Genomic DNA, 25,599 nt, shown 5'->3' on the forward strand with positions numbered 1-25,599 from the left:
ATGGCTGAGCTTGAGGTTGAGATTGTCGCAGCGGACCACTTCGTGTGGTCCGGAGCGGCCAAGATGGTCAAGGCCCGCACCAGTGATGGTGAAATCGGAATCCTGCCCGGCCACTCGCCCCTGCTGGCGATTCTGGCCGAAGGTGAACTGGCGATCCAGCCTGTTTCCGGTGACCGTATTGCTGTAGTTGTTGACGGAGGTTTCTTCTCGGTCGACAACAACAGGGTGGTTATTGTTGCTGACAACGCCCAACTGGGTGACGCGGCTATTGCGGGGATCCGCTAGCAATACCTTGATGGACGCTCTTGGTTATCCGTTCATCGCATTGGCAACTGTCTTTTTGTTGCTGATTTTTACACTGTGCCTTTTCGGGGTGCGCCGCCATAATTTGCGGCGCGCCCTGGGCACCGTGGACGCCTCCATTTGCACGGCTGGTAACAGCTGGCAGATGGGGGTTTGCCGTTATCAGGACAATGATCTCGAGTGGTTCCGCCTCGTGTCCCTCAGCGTCCGACCCAAGCACACTTTCCGCCGCAGTTCGCTTGAGCTGCTTGGCCGACGCAAGCCCACCGAGGCTGAGCTGATCAAGGTGCTCCCCGATTCGGTCATTGTGGAACTGCGTTATGAAGGCCAGGAAGTCTTGCTGGCCATGAAGTTTGATGCCTATACCGGATTGTCGTCCTGGCTCGAAGCCGGACCGGTTATCGGTGTAGGCACCTGGCGTTAGCCCCCGTGGACTTCCTCTCTGACATCCACCTCACGTCCGGACCGGTCGTCTGGTTCGCCTGGCTCGCGGGGATCACGGGGCTGGGCTACCTCCTCTGGCGTCGGGAGTCCCGCTGGCCCGTGAAAGTCCTGATCAGCATCGCGGCTGCAGCCGGGGCTGTAGTGTCTGTTCACTGGTTGCTTCTGTATGTTTTTGCCGTCTTTCCCGAACCTCTCCCCTCGGAGGTGCTGGCGTGGTCGGTGCCCGCTGTCGCCGCCTTAGTGCTGTTCCTGGCCCGGCTTCCGCGCTCCGCCTGGCGGGCACGGACCCTTTCAACTTTGTCGATGCTGGCTGTGGTGCTCCTGACAGCAGTGCAGATCAACGCGTACTTCGGGCTGAACCGAACCGTCAGTGACTTTTTGGGTACGGCTGTAGCGCGGGTCCCGCCTTTGGAACCGGCCCTGATGGCCCGTGATGGCGGTCCGCCGCTCCGGGACCTCGCCACCTGGAGGCCCCATGGGGAACCTGCCGACGGCGGGGTGTTGAGGACCGCGCACATTCCGGCTCCTGCTTCCGGCTTCACGGCCCGTGACGCCTACATATACCTGCCCCCTGCCTACCTTGACCCGCAGCGCCCCGTTTTGCCTGTGCTGGTCCTGTACGCCGGTCAGCCGGGAGGTCCGGCTGATTGGCTTACCGGCGGAATGCTGCGCGCACACATGGACCGGTTCGCCGCACAACACCACGGCATAGCACCTGTTGTTGTGGTGGTGGATCCGAACGGATCAGCCAACGGCAACACCCTCTGTATGGACAGCAGGATAGCGAAAGTAGACACCTACCTGTCCCAGGACGTGCCGAACTGGATTACTCAAAACCTCGATGTCGGGAAGGACCACCGCAACTGGGCGGCCGGCGGATTCTCTTTCGGTGGAACCTGCGCCCTGCAAATGGTCACGCGGCACCCGGACGTCTTCAATTCCGCCCTTTCTTTTTCCGGCGAAAGGGAACCTGCTCTCGCGAAGGAGAGGCAGAAAACAGTAGAAGCAGCGTTTGACGGAGATGTGGCTGCCTTCGACGCGCAGACTCCCTTGAACATTATGGGCAAGCAGCGCTTTGATGCCAACGCGATTTTTCTGGGAGCAGGAGCGGGTGATCAGGAGTTCGTCTCCTACCTGGAGGAATTGTCCGCCGCGGCACAGAAGGCGGGATTCGCCGTCGACACCAAAGTTGTGGCGAACACGGGGCATTCCTGGGAGGCAACCGCGGGAAGTCTTCCCCAGGCCCTGGACTTTATGGCCCTGCGCTGGGGGATCCCGTCATGACGTCAACCACCCAGGAGGCCCACGGCGGCAGCAGTGCAGGAAAGGGCCTGGTTGCCGGCACCAGGAGAGCGGCCGCCGCCCATTTCAAAGCGATCCCGTTCACTTTGGCTGTCCTCGGTGCTTTCCTGCTGACCGGGCTGGGGACGGGAAGTGTACTCTCAGGCCCGCCCGAGTGGTCACTGGACATAGCCAGTGTGACAGCTTCAGGTTTGAAGGCGGGCCATTGGTGGTGCATGTTCACCTCCCTGTTTTTTGCCACGAATCCAGTAGCCTACGGGCTGGCCGCGCTCATGATCCTGATGTTGCTGGGCCTTGCGGAGCGCAATCTGGGCACGAAACTGGCAGCCGCTTTCTTTGCCGCCGGACAGTTCGCCGCTGTGACTCTCTTTTTGCTGGTCACACAGCTGGCCCGCTTTGCCGGTGATGCCTGGCTGGGAGCTATGGTCGATGTTCGCTTGATCGGCCCGTACGCCGCGGTCATGGCCGCCGCCCTCGCTGCCAGCGGGCGACTGCCGACACTTTGGCAACGGCGCCTGCGCACGGCCGTGCTCTCGGTGTCGTTGTTGCTGGTCCTTTACATCGGTCATGCCGAGACGGTTGTGGGACTACTCGGGGCCCTCGTGGGGATCGCCGCAGGATGGTGGATCCAGAGTGATCAGGGAAGGCCACGGCGGCACCGTTCGACAGGCCGTGAGACCCGCAATCTCCTCGCGTTGACCGTGGCAATTTTTGCCGTGGGGCCAATCCTGACAGCTGCCGCGCGCAGCCCCAGCGGTCCTTTGGCCCTGCTGCGGGATGTGGTGCTGAATCCGCTGCCCACGCTGAACCAGCTGGAGGTAAGTTGCGGCGGGACTGTGGACGTCAGTTGCCTTGAGGTCGGCAGGCACGGCTTTGCGGGGCCGCTGGGCTTGGCCTTGGCCGTTGTGCCCGTGATTCTCCTGCTGATCTGCGCTGACGGAATGCGGCGCGGACGCAGGCTCGCCCTTCGGATAGCGTTGACTGTCCAGCTGGGTGTTACGGCGCTGTCGGCAGTGTACCTGTCACTGTTCGCACGGATGCCGCACTACGCTTCCCGTCCCCACACACCGGTGATGAGTTCGGGATTTGTCCACGTCCTGCCGCTCGTTGTTGTTCCGCTCCTGCTGGCGGCAGTGTTGTGGGCGAACCGGCGACAGTTCCGGGTAGAGTCGACGTCCCGTGCGCGGCGCAGCGTCAGCGCGCTGGTGGGTGGGTCATGGTGTGTCCTGGCGGGATCGTATGCGGCGGTCTGGTTCGCGGCAGGCGGGATGGAGCGCGACGGCGGCCTCGGCGGGCTGGGATCGGAGTTGGCGCGGCAGTTCCTGCCCGTGCCGATCCCCAGCCTTTACCACCGCGTCTTTGACGGCCGTAACGCCTTGGAGGGGTTCCTGTTTGCCTATTCCGGACCCGTCTTCTGGCTGGTGGCGTTATCGGCTGTATGGCTTGTCCTCCTCCGCCGGCATCATCCGAAGGACACCGCCGAAGAAGACAGGGAAGCAGCCTTGAATCTGATCCGGCAGGGCGGCGATTCGTTGTCTTGGATGGCATCGTGGGAGCCCAACAGATACTGGTTTACCGGAAACCGCGACGGCGCTGTAGCTTACCAACAGCACGGCAGCGTGGCACTGACCCTGGGCGGACCGCTGGGCCTTGCCCGCCATGGAAAGCAGACGGCCGCGGGCTTTTTGGGTTTCTGCACCGAGCAGGCCTTGATCCCTTGCTTCTACTCCTGCACTGGTGAACTGTGGCCGCTGTTGCGTGAGCGGGGATTCAAGAGGGTGGTGGTGGCGCAGGAAACGCGGCTTGCCATCCGGGACCTTGAATTCAAGGGTAAGGAGTGGCAGAACGTCAGGACGGCCCTGAACCGGGCAGCCAAGACCGGGGTCAAGGCAGTGTGGGGAACCTACGGAAGCCTCCCGGCGGCCTTGCGATCGCAACTCATCGAAGTGTCCGAGGAGTGGGCTGCCCAAAAATCGGTTCCGGAAATGGGGTTCACGCTTGGCGGCATTGATGAGTTGATGGATGACCAAGTGCTGTGTTGCCTCGCGGTGGACGCCGAGGGCCTGGTCCATGGAGTGACCAGCTGGCTTCCGGTGTTCGACGGCGGCACCCGGACGAGCTGGACGCTGGACTTTATGCGGCGGCGCACTGACAGCTTCCCCGGAGTCATGGAGTTCCTCATCGCCTCCGCCGTTTTGGAGCTCCGTTCCTCGGTGGAGGTGATATCCCTTTCAGGTTCCCCACTGGCCCAGGAAGCCCAGGGGTTGCCTCCTCGCCAAGAACAGGACCACCTGGCCGATCGTTCAGAGGGGTTGGCGGCGATCCTGGATGTTGTGGGAGGGGCCCTGGAACCGGTCTACGGGTTCCGTTCCCTCGCGACTTTCAAGTCCCGCTTTAAGCCCGAGTACCGGACCCTCTATCTGTACTACCAGGACCCACTTCAGCTGCCTGCCATTGGCCGTGCGCTCAGCCGGGCCTACCTTCCTGGACTCTCGGTACGGCAGAGTGCACGGTTGCTTCGTACGCTGGTTACGTGAAACTCATCAGCGCGATATTTTCAGGATCTGTAAAACATTTGTGACGGAACAAGACAAAAGCCCTGTCCTGCAAATGAATGAACTGGATAAAGCTCCGGACGCAATGATGGTCCCCGGCATGATTGCCGGGGACCATCTTTGTCCGGTTACGCCGCTGTAGTCAGCGGAGTGAGCGGTGGGACTAGACCAGCGTTACGCCGGTAGCCTGGGGACCCTTGGCGCCCTGACCGATCTCGAACTGAACGCGCTGGTTCTCATCGAGGGTCTTGAAGCCACCGGTCTGGATCTCAGAATAGTGAACGAAGACATCGCCATCGGAGTCATCCGGGGTGATGAAGCCGAAGCCCTTTTCAGCGTTGAACCACTTGACGGTTCCCTGTGCCATTTATTTCTCCTCATTGTGGAACTTTATATAAGACCGGCACACTTCGTGCTGGACTTGGGTCACTCCGCGAGAAGAATCCTGGCTTGCAACCCGGAACCGGGTTTCAGCTGCAGAAGCTTCGCGCTCGCAACATGTCTTGCGAGCATGAAAAACACCTACACAAAGACTGATATAAGAATTTCACGCGAGTCGCTTCAGGTCAACGGTCAAAACGTGCAAATACGTAAAATTTGGGTGAAAGACACTCGAACTTCAACCGCGTTAGCGATGCCGCGGGGAACTGCCCGGACCAGCACTGGCGTGCTGCTCCAAGCCACACGGCTTTACGCATGACTTTGACTGCGGTGAGCCTGGGGTTTGTAACGAGGAGATCGGCGGGAAGGCCCCGTCTCAACCCGCCCACTTCGTCCGACAGCCCGGGCCACATGAGCGCACGAGCGAGGCGGCTGCCGTGTCGTGGTCGCAGTCGGTATGGCCCAGGGACGGGCGGACCCCATGGGATCCCGGCCACCAGGCCTTCTTCACAGATGCCGGGAAAAGAGGCAGATTCCGCGGAGCAGATCCTCTCGGGATGCAGTGAACAGGCTGGCTGGAACGGTGGTGGTGCCCGCACCATGAATAAAGTCGAGGGCAGGCCGAATGGCATGTTCGTCTGCGCCGGGGAAGTCGCCGCCTGCCGTTCCATGGCAGTGGAGGTCCAAGAGGCCCGGAAGGAGCAAGGAACCAGGCCGCGTGCCCGTCCCATGCTGCCGCCCGGCAGTGGCTGTGACGGGGGACAGCCTGATTTTAGAAGAGGCGTGACTCGCTATCGTCAACACCGCGCATGGCGTCGTAGTCGAGGGTGACGCAGTCGATGCCGCGGTCATTGGCCAGGACCTTGGCCTGCGGCTTGATCTGTTGGGCTGCAAAGATGCCCCGGACAGGGGCCAGCAACGGATCCCTGTTGAGCAACTCAAGATACCGCGTCAATTGTTCAACGCCATCGATGTCGCCGCGTCGCTTCAGTTCAATGGCCACGGTGGCGCCGTTTGCGTCCCTGGCGAGGATGTCCACCGGCCCGATAGCGGTGAAGTACTCGCGGCGGATGAGGGAAAAACCGGAACCAAGCGTTTCGATCTGCTCGGCCAGCAGCCTCTGCAGGTCAGCTTCAACACCGTCCTTGATCAGGCCGGGGTCCAGACCCAGATCATGGGAAGTGTCATGGAGATGCTCATGGATGTTGATGATCAGGCGGTCATCGGTTTTGGCCGACTGAACTGTCCACTGTTCCGTGACCCCTACCTCCAGCTCGACTTCGTCGGGGGAAGAGATTCTGAGTACCGCAGGAGGGCTCATCCAGTTCAACGGCTTGTAGGATCCGCCGTCGGAATGAACCAGCACGGAACCGTCAGCCTTTACCAGCAACAGCCTGGTGGCAAGGGGAAGGTGGGCTTTGAGTCTTCCGACGTAATCAACTGAACAACGGGCTATGACGAGGCGCACCCCGTACACATTACCGGGTGGCAGCTGTTCTGCCGTCAGCGTAGGAAGGGCACGGCGGGTGGGTCGGGTGGGGGCGGTGCCTACGGACCACAGCACGGTCTGATGGGCGGGACTGTCTCAGCGGGCGGGCTTCGAATTGGGGCAGAATGAAAGCATGCCCCGCTCCAACCGTCCCCGCCGCCCCGCCTCAGGAAAACCGGGGCAGGGAAAAGCAGGTCCGGGAAGACCTGGCCGGCCAGGGGGCGGCGAAGCTCCTGAACTGGATCTTGAACGGGCGCGCTCAGGCTTTACCCGGCGCGAAAGTGCGCCTGACGGTGAATGGATGGTGCGGCCTATGACCGCAAAGAGGGCTGAGAAGGCCTACATCTGCCCGGGATGCTCCACAGCAGTGCTTCCCGGGATCGCGCATTTGGTCGTCTGGCAGGACGACCACCTGTTCGGAGCGGCCGCCGGGCTCGCTGAGCGGAGGCACTGGCACACGAACTGCTGGACTTCCCGCAGCTACCGCCACCGCTGAAACAGCCGGCGCTGAACCTGCCCCCGCCAGAGAGGGTGGCTAAGCTGATAGGCATGACTTTTGACCCGGCGTCGTACGCATTCTCCCCGTCCCCAGGCCCTGCCGCGATCCGGGCCTCCACCGTACTTCCTGCACTGCGCGAAAACGTGGAAATCACTACCGGCGACGGGCACGTGCTGGTGGGGGAGCTTGCCGTGCCGGAGTCGGGAGAGATCAGGGCCACGCTGATCACCCTCCATCCGCTGCCCACGCATGGCGGCTTTATGGATTCCCACGTGTACCGCAAGGCTTCCTACCGTTTGCCTGCGCTCGCGGGGATCGCAGTCCTGCGGTTCAACACCCGCGGAACGTCATCCCCCCGGGGGACGAGCCAGGGGAAATTCGAGGAGGGGATCGGTGAACGCCATGACGTGGAAGCAGCCGTACGCTTCGCTGTCGAACGCCGGCTGCCCAACCGCTGGCTCGTCGGGTGGTCCTTCGGCACAGAACTCGCCCTGATGTACGGTGCAGTGGAACCAGTCGCGTCACAGGTGGAAGGCGCAATTCTTTTATCGCCCCCGCTGCACCGGGCCACCGACGTGCACCTGAAGGAGTGGGCGGCCTCCGGCAAACCCCTAAAAGTCTTGGTTCCCGAACATGACGACTACCTGCAGCCGGCAGCAGGGTCTGAACGGTTCAGGCTGGTTCCGCAGGCAAAGGTTGTAGGAGTCGACGGCGCTAAGCATCTGTGGGTGGGGGAGAAGTACGCTGCGCGGGCTCTTAACGAAATCGTGGCGGAAGTGATCGGGGAAGACGCAGCGTCGGAGCTGCCACAGGAGTGGAGCGGGCCAATGGCCACGGCGGCCCCATAGTGCCGGTTGCCCAGGGCTTGCTGCGCTTAGTGTTTGCCGTTCCCTAATGCTTGTCCTGGCGGACGATGAAGATCTCGCGCACCAGCAGCATGATGGCCGCCGCAGTCGGAATGGCGATCAGGGCGCCCAGGACGCCCAGCAGGCTGCCGCCGGCGATGACTGAGATAACGGCAACGGCGCCCGGCACGGCAACGGCCTTCTGCATGATCCGCGGGGAGATGAAGTAAGCCTCGAACTGCAGGTAGGCGAAGTAGCAGATCGCGTAGCCGAGCGCGGTTTGCCAACCGGCGGTGAGTGCTATCAGTGTTACCAGAATTCCGGCGATCAGCCCGCCCACCAGGGGAATGAAGGCGAGCAGGGCCACCACAAACGTCAGCAGTACTGCGAACGGAATGCCAAGCACCGACATCACGATGAAGGCAAACGTCGCGTTGAGTCCGGCAACCGCGGCCTGGCCGATGACATAGTTTCCCACGGACCCCGTGATTTCCTCCGAGAGTGCTTCAACCCTGGCGCGGCGCGACCGTGGAGCCAGCCGATAGGCCCACTTCTTCATGTTCGGAAGGGCCGCCAGGAAGTAGAGGCTCAATACGAGGACAATCAGGGTGCCAAACAGGCCGTTGGCAACGGTGGATCCGAAGCCAAGGACTCCGCCGAAAATGCCGCTCATTGCTGTGGGATCATTGACGAACTTTTCCAGTTCCTCGGTGATCCGGTCCCTTACGCCAAACTGGTCATCGAGCGTGCGGAACAGATCGGAATTGATGAAGTCACGGACCCAGCCGGGCGCCTGCTCAACAATCTCAGTGACCTGCTCGACGATGGTGGGGATCAGGGTGGCGAAAAAACCGGCAACGGCCGAGGCCAGGACGGCAACCGAAACGAGGATACCCACAGGCCGCGGCAACTTGCGGCCCTCAAGCCAGCGCACCACCGGATCGAGACCCAGGGCGATGAAAAGCGCCGCCACAATCCAGAGCAGCAGCTGCGTGGTGTTGGAGCCAATCCAGTAGACCAGCAAAGCCATCCCCACGCCAACGGTCCCCATGAAGCCCACATAGACCGGATGCTGGGCAGAGATACGTGGACCGGGAGCGCCGAACCGCTCAGCGTCCTCCCCGCTCAGCTGTTCGTCATCGATGTGCTCGGGGGGCATTTCGAACCGCACGCGCGGCTGGGCTCCCGGCAGTGGCTGGCGCAGCCGCCGGAGGACCGATCCGACGAAAGCGGCCCGGGGCGGGTTCTTTGCAGGCCGTTCCACCGTAACAGGTTCCGGGGCAACGGATCCTTGAAGATCTTCCTGTCCTGAGGGGGACGAATCCGTGTGTTCAGTCACAGCTTTTTAGTGCCCTTTTCCGTGCATGTTTCTATGCGTTACACCGCCTTCGGCGCCGGTGTGATGATCATCGCAAACACTATCAGCAGGCCCATTCCGGCCCGGGTGAAGCGCCGGGGAGGGGCGCCGATTCAACGTCGTACCCAACCCTAAACTCAGAGATTGGTAACAAAACGGTTACTATTGAAAGCAAACCCCCGCTGATGATAGGTGATTCTTTGCGTTTCAAGACTGCAGTTGCATTAGTGCTGCTCGGCCTCCTGGTGTTGCTGGCCGGGATCGGACAGAAGACAATCTGGGCCCCGGCCGAGACCGTAACAGCCACGGCGCCCTCCGACTCCGCTGCCGCGCCCCTGACCGTCATAGACCAAAAGCTGCGCACACACGGCGGAGGAACGGTCAAGATCAGCGTCAAGGGCGAAGGCAGCTTCCTGCTGGCCACGGGCCGCCCCGATGACGTCAGCGCATGGGTCGGAAAAACCGCCCACAACACTGTCTCGGGCGTGTCCGAGGACAGCAAGTCACTGCAGGTGACACACACTGACGGTGAAGCCACGTCACCGACGCCCGCCGGTTCGGATCTCTGGGTTTCCACGGAGAACGCCAGTGGCGACCTCAACTACACGTGGAATGCACCTGCCGACGGCGAATGGAGCCTGTTGCTCGCTTCGGACGGAACCAAGCCGGCGCCGTCGTCCATTTCCATGACGTTCGACAACGACACCTCGACTCCCTGGGCAGTGCCCTTTATGGTTCTGGGTGGACTGATCGTTCTGGCGGGCCTTGCCTTGCTGATGTTCAAGCCCAAGGGCGGCAGGAACAGCCGCACAGGTGGGACGGGCGGCATTGACAGCGCGTCCCCGGACCGCGACTCCACGTCTGCAGGTCGCGGAAGCGCCTCTGGCTCAACCGCCGTCAACTCAACCCGGGTCAACTCCACCAACTTCACACGTATGAGCGGTCTTCGCCGGATGGGCCTGGCCCGCGGCGGATTCATCGTTGCCGCTCTCACTGCCACCGCCGTAGCGGGAAGCGGTGTTGCCGCCCAAGCCACGACTCCGGCTCCGTCGCCCTCCGCAGCTTCTTCCGCCCCGGCTGAGCCGGAGGCAGGAGAGGAAGCCCCCGTTCTGTTGGACGCCCAGCTCCGCCGGATCCTGGAGCAGGTAGCCAGCACCGTAGACACAGGCGACGCCGCGAAGGATGTTGAAAAGCTCAGGGCGAGGGTCGCCGGAACCGAACTGGATGTTCGTGGGCAGAATTACAAGATCCGGTCGCAGGTGGGATCGTATGAGGCCCGCATGCCCGTACGTGCCACGAAACAGCTCACGGCAGTTGTCCCCGGCAAGAGCGATTGGCCTCGGTCAGTACTCGCCGTGACGCAGGGCGACGGCAACGTGGTCCCGCAGCTCCTCACGCTCGTGCAAGCAGGCCCGCGGGAAAACTACAAGCTGGTGCTTACCACACCGCTGCAGCCGGGAACCACGCTCCCGGCCATCGGGACTGAGGGCAGCGAATCGTTGGCCGCCGGTGACAAGTCAGGCCTCCTCTACAGCGGCGAGGAAGCTCTCGCAGGCCTGGGCGACCGACTCGCCAAGGACGACTCCACGTTCAAGGACAAGCTTGTTGAAGGCCAGTCTTCGCCGTACATCGCCGACACTCTCGCCTACCAGGCAGACGCGGTGAAGTCGGGACCGAACGGCAATTTCGCCTTCACCCACAAGGTTGACCCGAAGCAGACAGTTGTCTTCCGGACGGCTGACGGCGGCGCCCTGGTACTGGGCCGGCTCGACTTCGCCTTTGACGGAACGCCCAAGGCTTCCGGGGACAAGCTGACCATCGGGGATGACGCTGCAGTCCTGGCCGGCGGCAAGGAAACTACATCAGGCATGGTCCTGAACTTTGCCGAGTCTGTTGCCGTGTACGTGCCCCCCACAGGTTCCAAGGACCCCATGAAGCTGGTAGCGGCCACCCGTGGACTCATCGGGGCCAGCTTCAAGTAACATCCCGGGTTGACGCCCGCAACGGCCGGAGTGGCTAGAGTGGAAGCTATGAGTTCGCCAGCTTCCCGCCCTGTCCCTCCGGCCGCTGCCAGTCAGCTGAACCTTCGCGGCGCCGTCGATCTTTCCGCCCTGAAGCAGCGCGCTGCCTCAGGATCGCCGTCAGGTCCGCCCGCTGCCCAAAGTTCCACACCCGGCTCTGCCGGGGGAGCCGAGCGTCCCGCCGGCGGACGCCCGCTTCGTGTGGCCGCGACGGAAGCGAATTTCCAGGAACTTGTTGAGCTTTCCACCCAGGTGCCGGTTGTTTTCGCACTCTGGGCGGGATATTCGCCGGGTTCTGAAGCCATGCTTGACGTCCTGGAACAGATCATCAACGCCTATGACGGCCGGCTGGTCCTGGGAACAGCCGATATTGAGGCGTTCCCGCAGCTTGCCCAGGCCTTCCAGGTTCAGGCCGTCCCCACCGCGGTTGCAGTGGTGAAGGGCCAACCCGTACCGCTTTTCCAGGGTGGCGCTGATGAACAGCAGGTACGAAGCCTGCTGGACGAGCTGCTGAAGGTTGCAGCGGCCAACGGGGTAAGCGGTAGGATCGGCGGTTCCGAAGAACCAGCCGCGGAACCTGAGCCAGCCCCGCTTCCGCCCTTGCACCAGGAAGCGTTCGACGCCATCGAGGCCGGCGACTATGCTGCCGCGGCCGCCGCCTACCGGAAGGCACTGGCAGAAATGCCCTCAGACCAGGAGGCCAAGGCCGGGCTGGCGCAGGTTGAGTTGATGGGACGTTTGCAGGCGCTGTCGGTTCCCGAGGGTGAGTCGCTGCGCAAGCTCGCCGCGGACGAGCCGGACAATCTTGAGGCACAGTTGGCGGTTGCTGATCTGGATCTTGCCGGCGGGCACATTGAGGATGCGCTGAACCGCCTGGTTTCGTTTATCGGCAGGAACTTCGGACCTGAACGCGAGACGGCCAGGGTGCGGCTGCTTGAACTCTTTGAAGTTGTAGGCCCCTCGGATGAGCGGGTGGCCAAAGCCCGGCAAGGACTCGCCAGGGTTCTTTTCTGATGGGCTCCGTCCTCTTCACGCCTCTGACATTGCGTTCGATGACGCTGCAGCACCGGGGGTGGGTCTCACCCATGTGCCAATACAGCTGCGGGGCGGAAACCGGCGAAGGGGTGCCCAACGACTGGCACCTGATGCATCTGGGCTCCTTCGCGACAGGGGGCGCAGCCTTGATTCTCACGGAAGCTGCTGCGGTAAACCCCATCGGCAGGATCAGTCCGCTCGATGCGGGCCTCTACAACGATGAGCAGGCCTCGGCGTGGGAGCGGATCATCCGGTTTGTGCACCGGCATGGCGCAGCTGATGCCAAGATCGGAGTGCAGCTGGCCCACGCCGGACGCAAGGGCTCCACCTACTGGCCCTTTTCCGGACAGAACGGCTCAGTGCAGGAGTCCGACGGCGGTTGGGCCACTGTCGGGCCAGGAACCGGCGCCTTTGACGGCTACGCTCCTCCGTCTGCAATGACTGAAGCTGACATTGAAGGTGTCATCAGGGATTTCGCCGCGGCCGCGGTCCGGGCGGTGGAAGCAGGCTTCGATACCGTGGAGATTCACGGTGCCCACGGCTACCTGCTCCATGAATTTCAAAGTCCCCTGGTAAACGACAGGACCGACGCCTGGGGCGGCAGCGAGGACGGCAGGAACCGGCTGATGCTCGCGGTCATCGATGCCGTTCGGGACGTTATCCCCGATTCGATGCCTTTGCTGCTGCGGATTTCCGCCTCCGACTGGGCAGAGGGTGGAGTGGAGGTGGATCACGCTGTGCGCCTGGCCCGCCAGGCAGGCGAGCGGGGTGTTGACCTCGTCGACGTCTCAAGCGGCGGCGCTGTGGCGCATCAAAAGATCCAGGCGGGACCGGGATATCAAACCGGTTTTTCCTCCCGGATCCGGCACGAGGCTGACGTTGCCACGGGAACCGTGGGACTTTTGACGTCCGCCGGCCAGGCAGAACACGCTGTAGCTACCGGACAGGCGGACGGGATTTTCATTGCCCGCGCTGCACTACGTGATCCCCACTGGTGGCTTAGGGCTGCCTTCGAGCTGGGGCACGACATTTCCTGGCCACCTCAGTACGAGCGCGCCAGGCCACGTCACTCTTTCTGACGATTGCTCATCCCGCAGGATTCCTCCTTTCGGACGAGTCCTGTGGAGGCAGGCGGCGGATAGTGTGGAATCATGACTCTTCCTCTGCCGGACCAGCCAAGCCTGCCGCCATCCGTACCGGCGCTGTCCCTGCGGGGGATAGCGAAAAGGTTCGGAGGCAAGATTGCCGTCGACGGAATCAGCCTTGATGTTCCCTCGGGTTCCTTTTTCGGGATAGTCGGTCCCAACGGGGCGGGTAAGACCACCATGTTGTCGATGGCCACGGGACTCCTGCGCCCGGACTTCGGAACTGCCCTGGTGCAGGGCATGGACGTGTGGGCACATCCGCTGGAGGCAAAGAGGCTCATGGGAATACTGCCGGACGGAGTGCGCCTGTTCGACAGGCTTACCGGGGAACAGCTGGTCACATACGCCGGCCTCCTGCGGGGGATGGATCGGGCTGTGGTCTCTTTGCGTGTCCGGGAGCTGCTGGAAGCCTTGGACCTCACCCAGGATGCAGGAACACTGGTGGTGGACTATTCGGCAGGTATGACGAAGAAGATAGCCCTCGCCTCGGCCTTGATTCACGCGCCCCGCGTTCTTGTGCTGGATGAGCCTTTTGAATCCGTGGACCCCATCTCGGCTGCCAACATACGTGACATCCTTGACCGCTACGTCGCTTCCGGCGGGACCGTGATTGTGTCAAGCCACGTGATGGACCTCGTGCAGCGTATGTGTGACCATGTGGCCGTGGTTGCGGCGGGCCGGCTGCTTGCCGCCGGCACTGTTGATGAAGTGCGTGCCGGAGCCAGCCTGGAAGACCGTTTCGTCCAACTGGTGGGCGGCCGCAGCAAGACGGAGGGGCTGGAATGGTTGCGCACCTTCTAAGGCTCAAGCTGACACTGCTCCGCAACAGTTTCCGGCGCAGCCCGTGGCAACTTATTGGCCTTGCCATCGGCGGTTTGTACGCCTTGGGGATCGCCGGAATCTGCGCCGTCGCCCTGATCCTGCTGCGCTCAGCAGAGGTGGAGCTGGCACAGACATTCGTGGTTCTGGGTGGAGCGGCCGCTGTCGTGGGGTGGGCCGTTTTCCCGGTCGTGGCTTCCGCCGTCGACATGACACTGGATCCGGCACGATTCACCACCTTCAGCGTGCCTATGCCCAGACTGCTGGCCGGACTCGCTCTTGGCGGCTTGATCGGCATTCCTGGCCTGGCCACAGCTATCGTCGCGCTTTCCACGGTAGGAACCTGGTGGCGTGGCCCGGTGGGGCCAATGGCTGCTCTGGCCGGCGCGGTCCTGGGGGTCCTCACCTGCATTGTGCTTTCCCGGGTGGTTACTACGGCAACCGCCGGCCTTGCCTCTTCCCGCCGGTTCAAGGACGCCAGTTCCCTTGTCTTTATGATTCCACTGATCCTGCTCGGCCCGCTCGCGGCTGTAGTCACCAGGGGAATCGCCGAGTCTGCGGATTTTCTCCCTGGCTTCGCCCGTACGCTGTCATGGACGCCGTTGGGGGCGGCCTGGTCACTCGGCGGTGATGTCTCAGCGGGAAACCCCGGCGCGGCAGTCCTGAAACTCCTCATCGCATTGGCGACGCTTGGCGGCCTGACGTGGTGTTGGAAGGTCCTTCTGGAGCGTGCGTTGGTCTCACCGCCTTATGCCGGGAGTTCACGGCGCAAGGGCGGGCATCTTGGCCTGTTCTCCTTCTTTCCGGCCACCCCCGCGGGAGCGGTCACCGCACGTGCGTTGACCTATTGGCTCAGGGATCCGCGCTACTCGGGATCGCTGGTAGTCATTCCCCTATTACCGGTCCTGATGTACTTCCAAGGAAGCCAGACCGGCGACTATGGCGTCCTTACGGTGATCGGCCCCCTGACCGCCTTCATGCTGGCCTGGGCGATCTCTGCCGACGTCTCCTACGACAACACCGCCTTCGCGCTGCATCTGGCCAGCGGTGTACGCGGGCTTGATGACCGGCTGGGCCGGGCGACGGCGTGCCTCGTGTTCGCCTTGCCGGTCACGGTAGCGTTCAGCATATTTCCCTTCATGGTCACCCAGGACTGGATCAGGCTGCCTGGTGTTGTTGGCTTTTCGCTGGGAATCCTGCTGACAGGGCTCGGGCTGGCTTCTGTAGTGTCGGCGAGATACACCGTTGCGGTTCCCCTGCCGGGTGACAGCCCGTTCAAGAAGCCGCCGGGAAATGTGGCGCAGACCCTGGGGGTCCAGTTCGGAGGTATGGGTGTGCTGCTTTTGCTCGTGTCTCCGGAAGGCGTGTTGCTCCTGTTGGAGATTGTCACAGGGGACCCGCTGTTCGGCTGGATAAACTTGGCTGTAGGTCCGCTCCTGGGCCTTGTGATGTTCGGGACCGGGGTCCGGCTCGGGGGCAAGTGGCTCGACACCCGCGGTCCGGAACTGCTCGCGCAACTTTCCGTCAACCGGTAGCAGAAAACAGAAAGCTGGCAGATTTTGGAAGTTGTAATCCTGTCCGGGACTGCACGCATGGCAGCTGTGGCAGCTGATGCCATTGAAGCGCTGCTCCTGCGGAAGCCTGATGCGGTCCTGGGGCTGGCTACCGGCTCCTCGCCTTTGCCCATCTATGACGAGTTGGCACGGCGGCATGACCGGAACGGACTGGATTTCAGCAAGGCCCGCGGGTTCGCCCTGGATGAGTACGTTGGCCTGGAACCGGGCCATGAGCAGTCCTACCGCGAAGTCATCCGGCGTGAATTTACGGACAGGGTGAACATCTCTGAGAGCAACGTGCACACTCCTGATGGTGCGGCAGAGGACATCCCGGCGGCATGTGAGGCCTATGAAAATGCGATCAAGGAGGCCGGGGGAGTTGACCTGCAGATACTGGGGGTGGGGACAGACGGCCACATCGGATTCAACGAGCCCGGATCGTCCCTAGCCTCCAGGACGAGGATCAAGACGCTCATTGAGCAGACACGGCGCGACAATGCGCGCTTTTTTGGCAGCGTGAATGATGTTCCCCACCATGTCATCACGCAGGGCCTTGGCACGATTATGGAAGCGCGGCATGTGATTCTGGTGGCATCGGGGGCTCAAAAGGCGCAGGCGGTCCATAACTTCGTCGAGGGCCCGGTGTCTGCTATCTGTGCCGCATCGGTCCTGCAGATGCATCCGCACGCCACCATCCTCGTTGATGAAGCCGCAGCATCCTCCCTCAAACTTGCCGACTACTACCGCCACAGTTACGACAACAAGCCTGCCTGGCAGGGTTTATAGCCTCGAGGGCTGCAGGACTGCCACTGACGGCGAGGGACCGTTCCGCCGCCGGCCACCGATACCGGTCGCGTTACTGTCTGCTCCGGACGCTAAGATGGATGGCATGACAAGCACGACGGATCCCTTCGAAAACGACCCGATGCGCGAGCTCTCCGGAGCCGGGGGCTCCACCGCCACCATTGAGCGCGAAGAACTCCGCCAGGAAGTGGAACCGGGCGACCGGGAGCGGTTCTCGCACTACGTCCGCAAGGAAAAGATCATGGAGTCCGCCCTGTCCGGCGAACCCGTGATCGCACTTTGCGGCAAGGTGTGGACCCCAGGCCGCGATCCCCAGAAGTTCCCGGTCTGCCCCATGTGCAAAGAGGTCTACGACGGCCTTCGTCCCGGCAACGACGGCGGCAAGGGCTCGGGCGACAAGAAGTAGAAGCGCGTGCAGAAGGGCCGGATCTCGTCCAGGCCATTGCTCTGGAACTGAGCAGGCCAACTCATTGACGCACTGCTGAGAGGCTACGGCCGCATCTACGTCTGAGACGCGGGTGACTGTCGAAGCCCAGCTGGACCCGGTCTGATTCCCGGCACTTAATTCCCTGCGCCTGGCCTGTCATCCCACTGTGCCCGTCGGGCGATTGCTACCTTTGATACGGGAGAACTGTCCGCAGTTCTCTTCCGACCCGGTCCATCCGGAACAGATTGGTGTTTTTGTGATTTTTTGTGTTGCGCTGACAATAGGTACCCTCCCGGGGAACGTGGGCGCAGCATGACCGAGACGCTCTTTGGTGGACCCACACTGCCTCCCGCTTACCCGGAGCGGGCCGCGTGGGGAACCGCACAGAAACTCAGGGCCTGGCAGCAGGAAGCCCTCGACAGGTATTTCACGGCACAGCCCAAGGACTTCCTTGCTGTAGCAACCCCGGGTGCTGGAAAAACCACTTTCGCGCTCCGTGTCGCCTCGATGCTTATAGAGTCCGGTGCTGTGAACCGCGTGACCATCGTGGCCCCAACCGATCACCTCAAACGGCAGTGGGCTGACGCCGCAGCCAAGGTGGGGATCGCGATTGACCCTAACTTCAAGAACGCCGACGGCCAGCACGGCCGGGGGTTCATCGGCGTTGCCGTCACCTACGCCCAGGTTGCCAGTAAACCCATGCTGCACCGGGCAAAAACGGAAGCGGCCCGCACACTGGTGATCCTTGACGAGATCCACCACGGCGGCGAGGCGCTCTCCTGGGGCGACGGCCTGCGGGAGGCTTTTGATCCAGCAGCACGCCGTTTGTCGCTCACAGGTACCCCCTTCCGCTCCGACACTTCCCCTATTCCCTTTGTGGAGTACGCCGAAGACCGGGACGGCATCCGCCGCTCCAAAGCGGACTATACATACGGCTACGGAAACGCTCTCCGCGACCACGTGGTCCGCCCGGTCATGTTCATGGCCTACTCGGGACAGATGCGGTGGCGTACCAGTGCTGGTGAAGAAATGGCGGCTTCCCTGGGTGAAGCCGCCGTCACCAAGGACGTCACCTCCCAGGCCTGGCGGACGGCGTTAAATCCGGCAGGGGAATGGATTCCGGCCGTGCTGGCGGGGGCAGATAAGCGGCTTAGCGAAGTCCGACGTACAGTGCCCGACGCCGGTGGCCTGGTCATCGCGACGGATCACGAGGACGCAAGGGCCTACGCAGGCCAGTTGAAGAAGATTACCGGTGAATCGCCCACTGTGATCCTTTCCGATGACGCGAAGGCCTCGAGCAAGATCGAGGAATTCACGGCAAGTGACAAGCGGTGGATGGTCGCCGTGCGGATGGTCTCTGAAGGCGTAGACGTTCCACGGCTCTCAGTGGGCGTCTACGCAACATCCACGTCCACCCCGCTGTTTTTTGCCCAGGCTGTGGGAAGGTTTGTCCGCGCGCGGAAGCGCGGAGAAACGGCGTCGGTATTCCTGCCATCTGTCCCCCAACTGATGGCGCTTGCCAACTCGATGGAGGCCGAACGCGACCATGCGCTGGACCGCCCGGAGAAGGAGGACGGCGATGGCCTTTTTAACCCGGAAGATTCGCTGATTGATGAGGCGAACCGCGAGGAGAAGGCCTCAGATTCGCTGACCAAGGGCAAGTTCGAGGCGCTGGATTCCCAGGCCTCCTTTGACCGGGTGCTGTTCGACGGCGGCGAGTTCGGTACCGGGGGCGAAGTCGGTTCTGAGGACGAGATGGACTTCCTGGGCATTCCGGGGCTTTTGGATGCCGAGCAGGTGGGTACGCTGCTGAGGCAGCGCCAGCATGAACAGCAGAGCCGCAAGAAGCTGAGGTCACCGGAGGCCACCGCTCCCGCCGCAGCTGTTCCGGACCACCGCATGCTGATGGATCTGCGGAACGAGTTGGCCAAGAACGTTGCTGCATGGTCTGCCCGGACGGGTACACCGCACGGCGTTGTCCACACCAAACTGCGAACAGTGTGCGGCGGGCCTCCCGTGGCGCAGGCCAACGAAGAGCAGCTTCAGAGCCGCCTTCGCAAACTGCAGGATTGGTTTATCGGACGAAAGTAGCTCTTAGGCGAGATCCACGCCGCCCAGTTCCATTTCAGCGTAGGCATCGTCGAGGTCAGGAGCGATCCCGGCTGTCAGTTCACGCATCACGGTGACCGAGTAGCCTGCCTGGACAGCATCAAGGGCCGTCGCCATCACGCAGTAGTCAGTGGCGAGCCCTACGACGACGACATCCTCCACGTCATGGCTCTGCAGCCAGTCGTCCAGTCCGATGGCGTCCTCGTCCGCCGCGAATGCTTCCGCGTCTTCAACCAGGGGTGCTCCTCCGGGCTTCCGTTCACCCGTAGGAACAGCGTCCTCCGGTGCCAGCACACCCTCGAAGCCCGAGTAGGCGGCGGTGTATTGGCCCTTTTGGAAGTAGGCGTCGATGTATTCTGTGTCGAGGTCCGGGTGCAGTTCTGCACCGCGGGTTCCAGCCACACAATGCGGGGGCCAGGTGTCAACGAAATCAGGCTGTTCGGCGAAATGGTCCCCGGGCTGGATGTGCCAGTCCTGCGTGGCCACGACGTGGTCGAACTGGTTGTGATGGGTGTCCACATATTCGCTGATGGCGGCTGCAACGTCTGCGCCGCCCTTCACCGGAAGGGACCCTCCTTCGCAGAAGTCATTTTGTACATCAACAATGATCAGGGCACGGGACATTCAGTCCTCCTCGTAAACAGTAGGGATGGCGGGTTCGCCACGCTGCAGGCGGTTGACCACAGCGGGCAGCTCTGCCATTGAATCCATATGCCGTTGGCGGGCCCGGACAACACCCTCGGGCCCCGTCCAGCCGGGCAGGAGCTCGCCGTTCTTAATGAACTGCTGGAGGAGCATCCGGTCATTTCCGTCGTCCTCGGGGTGGTGGCCGACTCCCAGGATTTCCTGCGAGGCGATGCCTTGCTCGTTCAGCCGGCGCAGCGCGTATTTCCGTCCGCCCCTGCTCGCCTTGTTCTTGGCGGCCTTGGCCACTGACACGAAGTCGCCGTTGTCGTCTGTCCGGCTCACCAGTTTGTAGACCATGCTTGCGGTCGGAGCGCCCGAACCTGTGACCAAAGAGGTCCCGACGCCGTAGGAATCGACGGGTGCGGACTGCAGCGCTGCGATGGCGTACTCGTCCAGGTCAGACGTAACGACAATTTTTGTGTTGTGGTTGCCGAGGTCGTCCAGGAGCTGCCTGACCCACTGGGCCTGCGCTATCAGGTCGCCGGAGTCCAGGCGGACGGCGCCCAAGGAGGGCCCCGCAAGCTCAACGGCGGTCCTGACGCCGGCCTCGACGTCGTACGTATCCACGAGCAGCGAGGTGCCGGGGCCCATCGAGGCGATCTGCGCCTCGAACGCTTGCCGCTCCGAGTCATGGAGCAGGGTGAACGAATGGGCGGCGGTGCCGACCGTTTTTATTCCGTACCTGAGGCCTGCCTCCAGGTTTGAGGTGCTGGCGAAGCCGGCGACGACGGCGGCACGGGCGGCCGCTGCTGCGGATTCCTCCTGGGTGCGGCGGGAACCCATTTCGATGCATGGACGGTTTCCGGCAGCCGTCACCATTCGGGAGGCCGCAGAAGCAATGGCGCTGTCATGGTTCAGCACTGACAGGACATAGGTTTCAAGAATGCAGGCTTCAGCGAAGGTAGCTTCGACGATCAGGATGGGGGAGTAGGGAAAGTACGCTTCGCCCTCCGCATAACCCCAGACGTCCCCAGAGAACCTGTACGTGGACAGATACTCCAGCGTCTCCTCGTTCACGATCTGGTTGCGGCGCAGGAAATCGAGTTCAGCGGGCCCGAAGCGAAAGTCCGCTATGCCCTCAAGCAGCCGTCCTGTACCGGCAACAATGCCGTAACGGCGGCCGTCGGGAAGGCGCCGGGCGAAGGCCTCAAAAACGCATTTCCGCTGTGCGGCGCCGGAGTGCAGCGCGGCCTGGAGCATGGTCAGCTCGTAATGGTCGGTGTACAAGGACGTCCGGGGATGGTCCCGGCCAGCAGGGGTACTCACAAATTCACTCTAGTCCCCACCGGCTCCCTCGTCTCGCTTCGCTTCGCCGCGGGGCCCGCGCCAGCGTGGGCCCATCCGGCGCGGGCCCAGCATCCCCATAGAATGGACAGATGACCCTCAGCGTTGCGCTCGGCCCCGATACGAGGGAGAGCACCCAGACCGGAACAGTGGTGTCAGCCGATTCCCTGACCGCCCCGGACGTCCCCTGGAACCTCGTGATCTGGAACGATCCGGTGAACCTGATGAGCTACGTCAGCTTCGTTTTCCGGAGCTACTTCGGATATTCGGAGACGAAGGCGGACAAGCTCATGATGGAAGTCCACAAGAAGGGCCGCTCCATCGTGGCCCACGGCAGCAAGGAGCAGGTGGAGCAGCATGCCGTCGCAATGCACGGCTATGGGCTCTGGGCCACGGTGGAGAAGGCCACCAGCGGCGGCAAGGACGGCACCTCCGGCAAGGGCAAGGGAAAACGTGGCTAAGGCATTCAAATACGGGCTCAAGGGAATCACGGGCTACCTCGAACCGGCCGAACGGGAACTGCTGCGGGGCCTTTTCGCTGACGTGGTTGCCATGCTGGAGCCTGAGGAGCGGGAGAACCAGGACCCGCTCTCTGCTCTGATAGGACTCGACATGGAGGTGAAGGAACCCACGGACAGAGCGGTCCGGCGGCTCCTTCCCAACGTCATGAAGGACGACGGCGCCGCGTCACTGGAGTTCCGGCAACTCACCGAACGCTCGCTCCGTGAAGGCAAGATCGGCGCCCTGCGGGCTGCCTCGCTGGGCCTGGACAAAGACGATCTGACCCTGACGGAGACTGACGCCAGGCATTGGTCTACAGCGCTCAATGACGTTCGGCTGGTGTTGGCTGAGCGCTTGGACATCCAGGATGAAGCCGACGCCGAACATGTCCATCTGATGCAGGACTGGTCCCAGGCTGAAGACGTGGAAAGTTACCTGGCACTCGTCTACAACTTCACCACGTGGCTTCAGGAGTCGCTGGTACAGGCGATGGTGCACTCGCTGGACACCCAACCCGGCACGCGGCGTTGATCACGGGCAGAGGTCTCCCCACACTCCGCAGGATTGTCCGGCCTTCCTGTCTCCATGCCGACGATTAGTGTGACCCAACAGACATGAGCCAAGGGACACATCTAATGGCCGGAGCCAGTGGGAAGCCCTATCCTCGAATAATCATGACTTCAGCATCGAGCATGGATCCGGCAGCGGGAGCTGTATCGGAATCCCAGACAAGCAGCACCTCATCCACTGCTTCGGCCAGCGATATGGGGTCCCGGCCAATAGGTGTCTTCGATTCGGGCGTCGGGGGACTGACCGTTGCCCGGTCCATCATTGACCAGTTGCCCAACGAATCCATTCTTTACGTCGGCGATACAGCCAACGGCCCGTACGGCCCGCTGCCCATCGCGGAAGTGCGCGCCAATGCCCTGGGCGTGATGGACGAACTGGTGGATTCCGGGGTCAAGCTGCTGACCATCGCCTGCAACTCGGCGTCGGCCGCTGTGCTTCGGGATGCACGCGAACGGTACACAGCCCGTTACGGCATCCCTGTCATCGAAGTCATCCAGCCGGCAGTCCGGCGGGCGGTGGCGGCAACGCGGAGCGGGCGGATCGGCGTCATCGGAACCTCGGCAACAATCGGGTCACGCGCCTACGACGACACTTTCGCAGCAGCTCCGGATCTGGAGATCACGTCGGTGGCCTGTCCTGCCTTCGTCAGCTACGTGGAGGCCGGAATTACAACAGGTCCGGAGCTGCTGGCTGTCGCGCGGGAATACCTGGACCCGCTGAAGTCCGCAGGCGTGGACACTGTGGTCCTGGGCTGTACACACTACCCTCTGCTTACCGGCGTCATTTCCTTCGTGATGGGCGACGACGTCACCCTCGTCTCCAGCGCCGAAGAAACCGCCAAGGACGTCTACCGTGCGTTGGCCACCCGCGGCCTGGAGCGGACATCCGTGAGCCCGCCCGAGCACCACTTCATCGCCACAGGCGATGCTGAGCAGTTCGAATCCCTTGCCAGGCGTTTCCTCGGCCCCGAGGTGCTGAGCGTGCAGCATGTAGCCCATGTAGCTGCGCAATACCCCACCGGCAGCCTGGCCCGGATCACTCCGGAAATGATTGCCGCCGCGCGCTCGGGGGGAGTTCGTCCCCGAACCTCCAATTTTGTGGAAAACTCCATTGCAGGAGGTTCCGCGACGTGAAGCTGACCATAGTGGGCTGTACAGGGTCCTTTCCGGGCCCGGGATCGCCGGCGTCGTGCTACCTCCTGACTGCCCACGACGGCGAGCGGACGTGGAAAATAGTCCTGGACCTCGGCAGCGGCGCCCTTGGCGCGATTCAGCGCTACACGGATCTGGAAGACATCGACGCCATCTTCCTGACCCACCTGCACCCGGACCACTGCATGGATCTGTGCGGGCTCCATGTCGCAGTGCGGTGGAAGCCGGGCGGTTGGGGCCGGGACCGGATTCCGGTGTGGGGGCCGGCTGCGACGGCGGACAGGATGGCTACGGCTTACGGGCTGGAGCTCAATCCGGGCATGCACGAGGAATTCGACTTCAGCAACTGGGCTGAACGCCAACCCGTTGCCCTGGGACCCTTCACTGTTACCCCGTTCGCCGTCAACCATCCGGTCGAAGAAGCGTATGCCTTGCGGGTGGAGGTGACGGAACCGTCCCGCGAAGGGGTTCCTGTAACACGGGTCCTGACCTACTCCGGAGATACTGATTCGTGCAGCGGGCTGGAAGAAGCTGCAAAGGACGCGGATCTTTTCCTTTGCGAGGCCGCGTTTGAGGAAGGACGGGACGACGCCGTCAAGGATGTGCACCTGACGGGAAAGCGTGCCGGAGAGGCAGCTGCTGCGGCTGGTGCCCGCCGTCTGTTGCTGACACACATTCCGGTGTGGACGTCGCAGACCACCGTCATGGCGGAGGCACGTCCGGTGTTTTCGGGAGACGTGGCCGTGGCCGTGGCTGGGGTGCACTACACGGTCTGAGGTCTCCCGCCTGAGCCGGTCGAGCCAGTCGGATGGGCTTTTCACGGGCGAGCCATGCCATTGTGAGTGGATAAGCTAGGGGCATGACTTCTGAAGCACTGACCACCCCTGTTATCCGCGCCGACGGCCGCACCCCTGACCAACTCCGCCCCATCAGCATCACCCGCGGCTGGTCCAAGCAGGCTGAGGGTTCTGCGCTGATCGAGTTCGGAAACACCAGGGTCCTGTGCACCGCATCGCTGACTGAAGGCGTGCCCCGCTGGCTCAAGGGCGAGGGCCGCGGCTGGGTAACTGCTGAGTACGCCATGCTGCCCCGGGCAACGAACACCCGCTCTGACCGGGAGTCCGTCAAGGGCAAAATCGGCGGACGCACCCATGAAATTTCCCGCCTGATCGGCCGCTCGCTCCGGTCCATCATTGACACCAAAGCACTCGGTGAAAACACGATCGTGCTGGACTGTGACGTTCTCCAGGCCGACGGCGGTACCCGCACCGCTGCCATCACTGGCGCCTACGTTGCCCTGGCCGAGGCCATCCGCTTCGCCCGCGAGAACAAAATCATCTCCCGCAATGCCCAACCTCTGATCGATACCATCGCGGCTGTGTCAGTGGGGATCATCGACGGGATCCCGATGCTGGACCTGCCGTACGTTGAGGACGTGCGCGCCGAGACGGACATGAATGTTGTGGTCACCGGCTCCGGCAAGTTCGTGGAGGTCCAGGGAACCGCTGAAGGAGCGCCCTTTGACCGTGACGAGCTGAACAAGCTGCTGGACCTTGCCCTCCTCGGAACCGGGCAACTGGCAGTGATCCAGCGCGAAACCCTCGCGGAAGCCCCGTGACCGAAATCGCCGGAACGCACGCCCCCCTCCTTGTCCTGGCGACCCATAACAAGGGAAAACTCCGGGAGCTGCGCGAACTCCTGCGCGGTCAGGTCCCCGGGCTCGACGTCGATACCCAGGTCATCGATGCCTCCGCCGCAGGTGCGCCGGATGTCCCTGAGACCGGGGTGACCTTCGCCGAGAACTCCCTCCTCAAGGCACGGGCTGTGGCGGATGCGACAGGACTCCTGGCCATTGCCGACGACTCAGGACTGGCAGTTGATGTCCTGGGCGGCGCACCGGGGATTTTCTCGGCCCGCTGGTGTGGCCGGCACGGCGACGATGCAGCCAACCTGGAGTTGCTGCTCGCCCAGCTCTCCGATGTACCTGACAGCCATCGTGGAGCAGCCTTCGTCTGCGCGGCAGCCTTGGCAGTCCCCTCCAACCCGGGGACAGAGGCTTCCGGTGCCGTCGATCAGGGCCCGGAGGGTAGACAGATGGTGGAATACGGCCAGCTTGAAGGGACGTTGCTGCGTGAACCCCGCGGCGACGGCGGCTTCGGCTACGATCCGATTCTGCAGCCGATCGGCTATGACCGCAGCTGCGCGGAGTTGAGCGCGGAGGAAAAGAACGCGATCAGTCACCGCGGCAAGGCGTTCAGGGCCCTGCTGCCGGCCATCATCGACGCGCTGGCCCGGCACTAAGACCCGCCCGCCCA

25 protein-coding genes are annotated in these 25,599 nt (G+C 62.8%); 20 read left to right on the plus strand and 5 right to left on the minus strand.

Annotated features, from left to right (window positions below; translation table 11 throughout):
• The 4 genes from RIN13_RS06615 to RIN13_RS06630 are packed head-to-tail and all read left to right on the plus strand — an operon-like array spanning window position 1 to window position 4,586.
• Complete coding sequence (locus RIN13_RS06615; protein WP_309106541.1) at window positions 1-285, plus strand: F0F1 ATP synthase subunit epsilon; 285 nt, start codon at window positions 1-3, stop codon at window positions 283-285.
• 10 nt (window positions 286-295) lie between these two features.
• The gene (locus RIN13_RS06620; RefSeq protein ID WP_247042891.1) at window positions 296-727 is read left to right on the plus strand and encodes a DUF2550 domain-containing protein; all 432 of its coding nucleotides are present in this window, start codon (window positions 296-298) and stop codon (window positions 725-727) included.
• 5 nt (window positions 728-732) lie between these two features.
• Window positions 733-2,031 carry an alpha/beta hydrolase-fold protein gene (locus tag RIN13_RS06625; RefSeq protein WP_309106542.1) on the plus strand — a complete coding sequence of 433 codons (1,299 nt, stop codon included), beginning with the start codon at window positions 733-735 and terminating at the stop codon, window positions 2,029-2,031.
• Window positions 2,028-4,586 carry a DUF2156 domain-containing protein gene (locus tag RIN13_RS06630; RefSeq protein WP_309106543.1) on the plus strand — a complete coding sequence of 853 codons (2,559 nt, stop codon included), beginning with the start codon at window positions 2,028-2,030 and terminating at the stop codon, window positions 4,584-4,586. The genes RIN13_RS06625 and RIN13_RS06630 overlap by 4 nt, the downstream gene beginning before the upstream one ends.
• Window positions 4,587-4,767: 181 nt before the next feature.
• Here the strand turns inward: RIN13_RS06630 and RIN13_RS06635 are convergent, their stop codons facing one another.
• The gene (locus RIN13_RS06635) at window positions 4,768-4,971 is read right to left on the minus strand and encodes a cold-shock protein (RefSeq protein ID WP_011692441.1); all 204 of its coding nucleotides are present in this window, start codon (window positions 4,969-4,971) and stop codon (window positions 4,768-4,770) included.
• Between the two features lie 786 nt (window positions 4,972-5,757).
• Window positions 5,758-6,453 carry an endonuclease NucS gene (gene nucS / locus RIN13_RS06640; RefSeq protein ID WP_309106578.1) on the minus strand — a complete coding sequence of 232 codons (696 nt, stop codon included), beginning with the start codon at window positions 6,451-6,453 and terminating at the stop codon, window positions 5,758-5,760.
• Between the two features lie 154 nt (window positions 6,454-6,607).
• On the opposite strand from nucS, the gene RIN13_RS06645 reads away from it, so the two are divergent.
• Together RIN13_RS06645 and RIN13_RS06650 are read left to right on the plus strand one after the other, a co-directional pair.
• On the plus strand, window positions 6,608-6,970 hold the full coding sequence (locus RIN13_RS06645; RefSeq protein ID WP_309106544.1) for an ATP/GTP-binding protein: 363 nt from the start codon (window positions 6,608-6,610) through the stop codon (window positions 6,968-6,970).
• 53 nt (window positions 6,971-7,023) lie between these two features.
• Window positions 7,024-7,821, plus strand: coding sequence for an alpha/beta hydrolase (locus RIN13_RS06650; protein WP_309106545.1), 798 nt, complete (start codon window positions 7,024-7,026; stop codon window positions 7,819-7,821).
• 43 nt (window positions 7,822-7,864) lie between these two features.
• On the opposite strand, the gene RIN13_RS06655 is transcribed toward RIN13_RS06650, so the two are convergent.
• On the minus strand, window positions 7,865-9,157 hold the full coding sequence (locus RIN13_RS06655; protein WP_375164733.1) for an AI-2E family transporter: 1,293 nt from the start codon (window positions 9,155-9,157) through the stop codon (window positions 7,865-7,867).
• Window positions 9,158-9,360: 203 nt separating this feature from the next.
• On the opposite strand from RIN13_RS06655, the gene RIN13_RS06660 reads away from it, so the two are divergent.
• From RIN13_RS06660 to RIN13_RS06695, 8 genes are all read left to right on the plus strand, one after another.
• Window positions 9,361-11,157, plus strand: coding sequence for a hypothetical protein (locus RIN13_RS06660; protein WP_309106546.1), 1,797 nt, complete (start codon window positions 9,361-9,363; stop codon window positions 11,155-11,157).
• A 48-nt stretch (window positions 11,158-11,205) separates the two neighbouring features.
• The gene (locus tag RIN13_RS06665; RefSeq protein WP_309106547.1) at window positions 11,206-12,210 is read left to right on the plus strand and encodes a tetratricopeptide repeat protein; all 1,005 of its coding nucleotides are present in this window, start codon (window positions 11,206-11,208) and stop codon (window positions 12,208-12,210) included.
• Complete coding sequence (locus RIN13_RS06670; RefSeq protein ID WP_309106548.1) at window positions 12,210-13,310, plus strand: NADH:flavin oxidoreductase/NADH oxidase; 1,101 nt, start codon at window positions 12,210-12,212, stop codon at window positions 13,308-13,310. Before RIN13_RS06665 ends, RIN13_RS06670 begins: the two co-directional genes overlap by 1 nt.
• A 72-nt stretch (window positions 13,311-13,382) precedes the next feature.
• Window positions 13,383-14,177, plus strand: coding sequence for an ABC transporter ATP-binding protein (locus RIN13_RS06675; RefSeq protein WP_309106549.1), 795 nt, complete (start codon window positions 13,383-13,385; stop codon window positions 14,175-14,177).
• Entirely contained in the window at window positions 14,159-15,730 is a 1,572-nt protein-coding gene (locus tag RIN13_RS06680) for a transporter (protein ID WP_309106550.1), read from the plus strand. The genes RIN13_RS06675 and RIN13_RS06680 overlap by 19 nt, the downstream gene beginning before the upstream one ends.
• A 24-nt stretch (window positions 15,731-15,754) precedes the next feature.
• Window positions 15,755-16,537 carry a glucosamine-6-phosphate deaminase gene (nagB, locus tag RIN13_RS06685; protein ID WP_309106551.1) on the plus strand — a complete coding sequence of 261 codons (783 nt, stop codon included), beginning with the start codon at window positions 15,755-15,757 and terminating at the stop codon, window positions 16,535-16,537.
• A gap of 94 nt (window positions 16,538-16,631) precedes the next feature.
• Window positions 16,632-16,961, plus strand: a complete 330-nt coding sequence (locus RIN13_RS06690; RefSeq protein ID WP_247042931.1) for a DUF3039 domain-containing protein — start codon at window positions 16,632-16,634, stop codon at window positions 16,959-16,961.
• A gap of 333 nt (window positions 16,962-17,294) precedes the next feature.
• On the plus strand, window positions 17,295-19,073 hold the full coding sequence (locus RIN13_RS06695) for a DEAD/DEAH box helicase (RefSeq protein ID WP_309106552.1): 1,779 nt from the start codon (window positions 17,295-17,297) through the stop codon (window positions 19,071-19,073).
• 3 nt (window positions 19,074-19,076) lie between these two features.
• On the opposite strand, the gene RIN13_RS06700 is transcribed toward RIN13_RS06695, so the two are convergent.
• Entirely contained in the window at window positions 19,077-19,715 is a 639-nt protein-coding gene (locus tag RIN13_RS06700; RefSeq protein ID WP_309106553.1) for an isochorismatase family protein, read from the minus strand.
• Window positions 19,716-21,044 (minus strand): nicotinate phosphoribosyltransferase, encoded by a 1,329-nt coding sequence (locus RIN13_RS06705; protein WP_309106554.1) that lies wholly within the window; start codon window positions 21,042-21,044, stop codon window positions 19,716-19,718.
• A 110-nt stretch (window positions 21,045-21,154) separates the two neighbouring features.
• On the opposite strand from RIN13_RS06705, the gene clpS reads away from it, so the two are divergent.
• The 6 genes from clpS (at window position 21,155) to rdgB (ending at window position 25,585) form a co-directional block, all read left to right on the plus strand.
• Window positions 21,155-21,523: an ATP-dependent Clp protease adapter ClpS gene (gene clpS / locus RIN13_RS06710; RefSeq protein ID WP_309106555.1), complete on the plus strand. Its 369-nt coding sequence runs from the start codon at window positions 21,155-21,157 to the stop codon at window positions 21,521-21,523.
• Entirely contained in the window at window positions 21,516-22,094 is a 579-nt protein-coding gene (locus RIN13_RS06715) for a DUF2017 domain-containing protein (protein WP_309106556.1), read from the plus strand. Before clpS ends, RIN13_RS06715 begins: the two co-directional genes overlap by 8 nt.
• 143 nt (window positions 22,095-22,237) lie before the next feature.
• Window positions 22,238-23,266 carry a glutamate racemase gene (gene murI / locus RIN13_RS06720; protein WP_375164734.1) on the plus strand — a complete coding sequence of 343 codons (1,029 nt, stop codon included), beginning with the start codon at window positions 22,238-22,240 and terminating at the stop codon, window positions 23,264-23,266.
• Window positions 23,263-24,060: an MBL fold metallo-hydrolase gene (locus RIN13_RS06725; protein WP_309106558.1), complete on the plus strand. Its 798-nt coding sequence runs from the start codon at window positions 23,263-23,265 to the stop codon at window positions 24,058-24,060. Before murI ends, RIN13_RS06725 begins: the two co-directional genes overlap by 4 nt.
• Window positions 24,061-24,143: 83 nt before the next feature.
• On the plus strand, window positions 24,144-24,902 hold the full coding sequence (rph, locus tag RIN13_RS06730) for a ribonuclease PH (RefSeq protein WP_281507014.1): 759 nt from the start codon (window positions 24,144-24,146) through the stop codon (window positions 24,900-24,902).
• 5 nt (window positions 24,903-24,907) lie between these two features.
• Entirely contained in the window at window positions 24,908-25,585 is a 678-nt protein-coding gene (gene rdgB, locus RIN13_RS06735) for an RdgB/HAM1 family non-canonical purine NTP pyrophosphatase (RefSeq protein ID WP_375164736.1), read from the plus strand.
• Window positions 25,586-25,599 lie beyond the last annotated feature (14 nt).

The sequence above is a fragment of the Arthrobacter sp. genome, assembly GCF_031179985.1.
GTDB lineage: Bacteria > Actinomycetota > Actinomycetes > Actinomycetales > Micrococcaceae > Arthrobacter.

Bases quoted from the DNA above. Each gene is read 5' to 3' on its own strand.
- RIN13_RS06615 (WP_309106541.1), top strand. From the start codon at position 1: ATGGCTGAGCTTGAGGTTGAGATTGTCGCAGCGGACCACTTCGTGTGG.
- RIN13_RS06620 (WP_247042891.1), top strand. From the start codon at position 296: ATGGACGCTCTTGGTTATCCGTTCATCGCATTGGCAACTGTCTTTTTG.
- RIN13_RS06630 (WP_309106543.1), top strand. From the start codon at position 2,028: ATGACGTCAACCACCCAGGAGGCCCACGGCGGCAGCAGTGCAGGAAAG.
- RIN13_RS06635 (WP_011692441.1), bottom strand. From the start codon at position 4,971: ATGGCACAGGGAACCGTCAAGTGGTTCAACGCTGAAAAGGGCTTCGGC.
- RIN13_RS06645 (WP_309106544.1), top strand. From the start codon at position 6,608: ATGCCCCGCTCCAACCGTCCCCGCCGCCCCGCCTCAGGAAAACCGGGG.
- RIN13_RS06650 (WP_309106545.1), top strand. From the start codon at position 7,024: ATGACTTTTGACCCGGCGTCGTACGCATTCTCCCCGTCCCCAGGCCCT.
- RIN13_RS06660 (WP_309106546.1), top strand. From the start codon at position 9,361: ATGATAGGTGATTCTTTGCGTTTCAAGACTGCAGTTGCATTAGTGCTG.
- RIN13_RS06665 (WP_309106547.1), top strand. From the start codon at position 11,206: ATGAGTTCGCCAGCTTCCCGCCCTGTCCCTCCGGCCGCTGCCAGTCAG.
- RIN13_RS06670 (WP_309106548.1), top strand. From the start codon at position 12,210: ATGGGCTCCGTCCTCTTCACGCCTCTGACATTGCGTTCGATGACGCTG.
- RIN13_RS06675 (WP_309106549.1), top strand. From the start codon at position 13,383: ATGACTCTTCCTCTGCCGGACCAGCCAAGCCTGCCGCCATCCGTACCG.
- RIN13_RS06680 (WP_309106550.1), top strand. From the start codon at position 14,159: ATGGTTGCGCACCTTCTAAGGCTCAAGCTGACACTGCTCCGCAACAGT.
- RIN13_RS06690 (WP_247042931.1), top strand. From the start codon at position 16,632: ATGGATGGCATGACAAGCACGACGGATCCCTTCGAAAACGACCCGATG.
- RIN13_RS06695 (WP_309106552.1), top strand. From the start codon at position 17,295: ATGACCGAGACGCTCTTTGGTGGACCCACACTGCCTCCCGCTTACCCG.
- RIN13_RS06700 (WP_309106553.1), bottom strand. From the start codon at position 19,715: ATGTCCCGTGCCCTGATCATTGTTGATGTACAAAATGACTTCTGCGAA.
- clpS (WP_309106555.1), top strand. From the start codon at position 21,155: ATGACCCTCAGCGTTGCGCTCGGCCCCGATACGAGGGAGAGCACCCAG.
- murI (WP_375164734.1), top strand. From the start codon at position 22,238: ATGACTTCAGCATCGAGCATGGATCCGGCAGCGGGAGCTGTATCGGAA.
- rph (WP_281507014.1), top strand. From the start codon at position 24,144: ATGACTTCTGAAGCACTGACCACCCCTGTTATCCGCGCCGACGGCCGC.